Source organism: Acinetobacter sp. ACNIH3 (assembly GCF_002918965.1).
GTDB lineage: Bacteria > Pseudomonadota > Gammaproteobacteria > Pseudomonadales > Moraxellaceae > Acinetobacter > Acinetobacter schindleri.
Window position 1 is genome coordinate 1 of sequence record NZ_PQLP01000083.1, and the last position, 4,926, is coordinate 4,926.

At 40.5% G+C, this 4,926-nt stretch carries 3 protein-coding genes and 4 pseudogenes; 4 read left to right on the forward strand and 3 right to left on the reverse strand.

Features of this window, described 5'->3' with window-relative positions; genetic code table 11:
• The 3 genes and pseudogenes from C3420_RS16235 to C3420_RS16245 form a co-directional block, all read right to left on the reverse strand.
• Positions 1–140, reverse strand: a pseudogene (locus C3420_RS16235) (IS5/IS1182 family transposase); the annotation flags it as partial.
• Positions 141–305: 165 nt separating this feature from the next.
• Positions 306–2,972, reverse strand: coding sequence for an excinuclease ABC subunit UvrA (locus C3420_RS16240; RefSeq protein WP_005100732.1), 2,667 nt, complete (start codon positions 2,970–2,972; stop codon positions 306–308).
• A gap of 42 nt (positions 2,973–3,014) precedes the next feature.
• Positions 3,015–3,317 (reverse strand): annotated as a pseudogene (locus C3420_RS16245) (transposase); the annotation flags it as partial.
• A 62-nt stretch (positions 3,318–3,379) separates the two neighbouring features.
• Between C3420_RS16245 and C3420_RS16250 the strand changes: the two are divergent.
• The 4 genes and pseudogenes from C3420_RS16250 to C3420_RS16265 form a co-directional block, all read left to right on the forward strand.
• Positions 3,380–3,575: pseudogene (locus tag C3420_RS16250) on the forward strand (IS3 family transposase); the annotation flags it as partial.
• A gap of 132 nt (positions 3,576–3,707) precedes the next feature.
• Positions 3,708–4,022 (forward strand): annotated as a pseudogene (locus C3420_RS16255) (transposase); the annotation flags it as partial.
• A 142-nt stretch (positions 4,023–4,164) separates the two neighbouring features.
• Complete coding sequence (locus tag C3420_RS16260) at positions 4,165–4,473, forward strand: helix-turn-helix transcriptional regulator (protein ID WP_004282130.1); 309 nt, start codon at positions 4,165–4,167, stop codon at positions 4,471–4,473.
• A partial coding sequence (locus tag C3420_RS16265; RefSeq protein ID WP_171294484.1) for a HipA N-terminal domain-containing protein occupies positions 4,470–4,926 on the forward strand: 457 nt, incomplete at its 3' end. The genes C3420_RS16260 and C3420_RS16265, both read left to right, overlap by 4 nt.

The window sequence follows — 4,926 nt, forward strand, 5'->3', positions numbered from 1 at the left end:
CGCCCTTGTTTGCCTTTTGATGGCGCATACCATTGCGTAGCAGGATCAAACCAAATGGCAATATTTCCGCGACTCATGAGTGCTCGGTTATATGCGGGCCAATTGGTTGTGCGGTAGATTTTGTGTGTAGGCTTCTTCATTTGAAAATTATATCGCTGAAAAAGCCGTTACAGATAGGTTTGTGCAACAAAGCCCTTAGTTGAAAAAAATTTTAGATTTCATGCTCACACACCACCTAAAACAAAAAATATCTGATTGATTTTACAGGATTTTAATTTAAGGTTTTATTCTACCCACTCGCAATATCAATGTTTAGTATCACGACTCACTAACTCATTAACTAAATATGGAGCAGTACGGCTATCTTGATTTTCTGTTATTTGTTTTGGTGTTCCTGCCACAACAATATTCCCACCAGCATTTCCAGCACCTGGTCCCACATCAATCACCCAATCTGCTTGTGCAACGGCACGCATATCATGCTCAATCATAACCACGGTATTACCCGCATCGACTAATCGCTGCAATTGAACTAACAATCGATCTACATCTGATGGATGCAAACCTGTAGTTGGCTCATCAAGTATATACAGTGTATTTCCACGCTGATTGCGTTGCAGCTCGGTCGCCAATTTAATACGTTGCGCTTCTCCACCAGATAGTTCAGTCGCTGGTTGCCCTAAACGTAAATAACCAAGGCCAATTTCCTTTAATAATTGTAGTGAACGAGCAATCGAGACCTCTCCATCAAAAAAATCACGTGCTTCATTGACGGTCATTCCTAATACTTCAGCAATATTACGTCCATTCCAGCGAATTTTCAGAGTGTCATCATTATATCGAGCACCATGACATGTCGGACAAGGGGCATATACACTTGGCATAAACAATAATTCTACACTGACAAAGCCTTCACCTTCACAAGTTTCACATCGCCCTTTAGCCACATTAAACGAAAAACGTCCAGCATCATAATGAGCTTGGCGAGCTTCAGGAGTCCCAGCAAATAACTTTCTAACATGATCAAATAAACCCGTATAAGTTGCCAGATTAGAACGTGGAGTACGGCCAATTGGTTTTTGATCAACCTGTACCAGACGCTGTATAGCCTCCACATCACCAGCCAGAGAACCCTGTGTAACCTCGGTAACCAACATTCCTTCATTTAACGGATTATTTTCATTATTGTTTTCAGTTTCAGATTCATTGCCTAAATATGAAAGTACTAACTCGGGTAAAGCTTGAGAAACGAGACTAGATTTACCTGAACCTGAAATACCTGTAACTGCTGTAAGTACACCAAGAGGTATACGAGCATCAATATTATGCAGGTTATGTCGGTAAATATTGTTAAGTTCAAGCCAACCAGAGGGTGTACGTCCATAACTTTGAGTAACTGGGATTTTATTAAATAAATAACTTGCAGTACGTGAAGCTGAAATCTCACTTAAACCCTGAGGTACTCCACTATATAAAATATTACCACCTTGCTCTCCTGCATCTGGTCCAACATCCACTAACCATTGAGCACGACGCATGAGCTCTAAATCATGCTCTACAACAAATACGGAGTTTCCAGCGTCTCTTAATTTATCGAGAGAATCATATAATGACTGACTATCTGAAGGATGTAATCCAGCAGACGGTTCATCCAGTACATAAACTACACCAAATAGCATAGAACTTAATTGTGTTGCTAAACGCAAACGTTGTAACTCTCCCGCTGAAAGAGTCGGTGTGGCTCTATCTAATGTTAGATAACCAAGACCTAACTGGCGTAATTGATTTAAACGCCCCACCACACCATTTGCTAAACGCTGGGCAGCAATTTTCTTTTCATCTGAAAGTGCTGACGTACGTCTTACATCTGGAGATACAGAATGCACTGCTCTACCTGTTGTTGCTCGTTCGGATCTATCAAGTTGGGTTACTTTATTATTAGTCTTTTCTCCAGCATCATGAGCGTCGAAATTGCCAAGAACAATGGGCTCAAGCAGGCAAGTTAACTTATCCAAAGAAAGTTGCATAAACTCACCAATATCTACTCCAGCAAAGGTAATAGATAAGGCTTCTGGTTTAAGGCGTTTACCATGACAGGAAGGGCATATTTTTCCTTCCATAAAACGTGAAACACGTTTTTTCATCAACGTACTTTGGGTATTAGCAAAAGTATGAAGGACATAGCGACGAGCACCAGTGAAAGTGCCCATATAGCTGGGTTCTAGTTTACGTTTAAGTGCAGATTGAGTCTCAGCGGGGCTTAAACCAGCATAGACAGGAACTGTTGGGGTTTCTTCAGTAAATAAAATCCAGTCTCTATCCGATTGCGGTAAATCTTTCCATGGTCGATCAACATCATACCCTAGGGTTACTAGGATATCGCGTAAGTTTTGCCCGTGCCAAGCAGGTGGCCATGATGCGATAGCTCTCTCACGAATACTGAGTGTTGGGTCAGGAACCATTGTCGATTCTGTAACTTCATAAATGTGACCTAAACCATGACAGGTAGGACAAGCACCTTGAAGAGTGTTCGGTGAAAAGTCCTCGGCATATAACATTGGCTGATCGGCAGGATATGCACCAGCACGCGAATAAATCATTCGCACGAGACTTGATAAAGTTGTTACACTTCCAACAGAAGAACGGGTATTACTTGCACCACGTTGTTGTTGCAATGCTACTGCTGGTGGTAGACCATCAATAGCATCAACATCTGGTACTCCGGCCTGATCTATTAAGCGTCTTGCATAAGGTGCAACAGATTCGAAATATCTTCTTTGTGCTTCAGCAAAAATAGTTCCAAAAGCAAGTGATGATTTTCCTGAACCCGATACACCTGAGAAAACAACAAGTGCATTTCTTGGGATAGAAACATCTACATCCTTAAGGTTATGCTCACGTGCACCTCGAACTTCAATACAATTATTAGATAAAGTAATGTTATTGTGTTCACCAAAAGAATGTATTTTCATGTTTCTACAAGCCTGTAAATTATTTTGTGTAAGTCTCATTTTTTATAAATGATCTTTTAATCGATCATCGAACTGAATCGTAAACCAATTCATTGCTAAACGCCAATTTTGAATTGGCATGGTCCATTTTTTAGCAGCATTTGAAGTTGCTAAATAAATGACCTTTTTCACTGAATCATCAGAAGAGAAGATCTTTCTCTTTTTAGTTGAATGGCGGATCACGCTATTCAATGATTCAATTGCATTTGTTGTATAAATCGCATGACGTATTTCAGCAGGATAGCTAAAGATCGTTCGGATATTTTCCCAATTTGCCCGCCAGGATTCTCCAATTTTTGGATACTGAACCGTACCGGGTTTGTCGGAGACCAACTTTCCTGCGATGAGAAGCGCATCGCTTCGCAAGGGAACATCGAGCAAAACGAGATCTACATGATTTTCATCATGCTAAGCAAATCAAACGAATTTGGAAAGAAAGTTCGGGCCGGTATGGCGTTCGTAAAGTCTGGCAACAACTGCAACGAGAAGTTATGTTATTGCGCGCTATACAGTTCTCGATTGATGCAAAATCTTGAAATACAAGGTGTATGGCGTGGTAAGAATACAGATATGGTGCTTGATGCGCTGAGTTATGTGTCGTCTTTTGAGCTTGAAGCAATGTACGATTATAAGATTAACCCGTTAGGTCAGGTGGCCTAACTTAAATAAAAGTCTCCGACAAACCCGGTACGGTTCATTGCAGATCGGCAAGGGCATGCGGTGATTCCACCTAGAAAAAATGCGAAACCATGGAAAGATACAAAGAGTAGCTCGCTAGAGCGAAATGAATTACTTCGAACAGTTAAGCGTTTAGGCAGGACACTATGGAAAAAATGGTCAGGCTATCATCGGCGAAGTTTGGTTGAAACTAAGATGCATTGCATCAAATTATTAGGAGATAAAATCAGTGCAAGGAGTTTTGATAGCCAAGTGAATGAGATCCATGCACGTGTAGCAGTCCTTAACAGATTTACGGAATTAGGTCGACCACTTACCCAAGTTACGCCTTAAATTTGGCTCAATTAGGGGCGCTTTGCATTTCAAATCTTTGTGCAACAAAGCCGATCGAAATGATAAAGTCATAAATTGCTTTTCAAAAAAAAAGAAACTAATATGTTTCTTACAGAACCTAAAAGCAATAAATGCATCTACAATGAATAAGTCTTTACTTCAGCAAATCAAAAAAAGACGAACCCAATTGGGCTTAAAGCAAGTTGATATGCAATCCCGTACAGGCATTTCAAGACAGCAGTACCAAAAACTGGAAAGTCAGGGCAACCCTCGATTAGAGACCTTAGAAATTATAGCGGCAGGATTAAATGCTCAACTGATGCTCATCCCTGATGATAAGGTTCATTTGATCAGACAATTATTGAATGATGAAATTAAAGTCACTATTGAAGATCAGGATGACTTAATGACTAACCCATGGAAGGGTCTTCTCGGAGGAGAGGAACCATGAATACTGTTGCCGTCCTGAAATTAACATTACATCACGGTATCGTTGGATACTTGGCAGGATTTCAGAGCGGAAAAAATATTCTGGTTTTTACAGATTCTTTCCGCTCTGATCAGCAACGCCCGACCTTGAGCCTGCTGACTTCCCCCTTGTATCCTCAAGTGGATAAAATTTTAGAAAAGACCTATGTTACACATCAGCGTTTACATCCCTTGCTATCAAACTTGCTACCAGAAGGTGCATTACGCGAACTGATTGCACAAAGCCTCAAAGTACATATAGACAATGAATTTCAGTTATTGGCAGCTTTAGGTCATGATTTACCTGGAGCACTCATTGCGACTCCATTAGATCCAGAAGAAATTCCAGATGAAATAAAATTCAAACTGCAGATCTCTAATCCAGATCAGATCTTAAAGCAAGAGATTCGAACAGATAATAAGTTTTCCTTGGCCG

Excerpts from the sequence above, each read along its gene's own strand:
- C3420_RS16260 (WP_004282130.1), top strand. The coding sequence starts at position 4,165 with ATGAATAAGTCTTTACTTCAGCAAATCAAAAAAAGACGAACCCAATTG.
- C3420_RS16240 (WP_005100732.1), bottom strand. The coding sequence starts at position 2,972 with ATGAAAATACATTCTTTTGGTGAACACAATAACATTACTTTATCTAAT.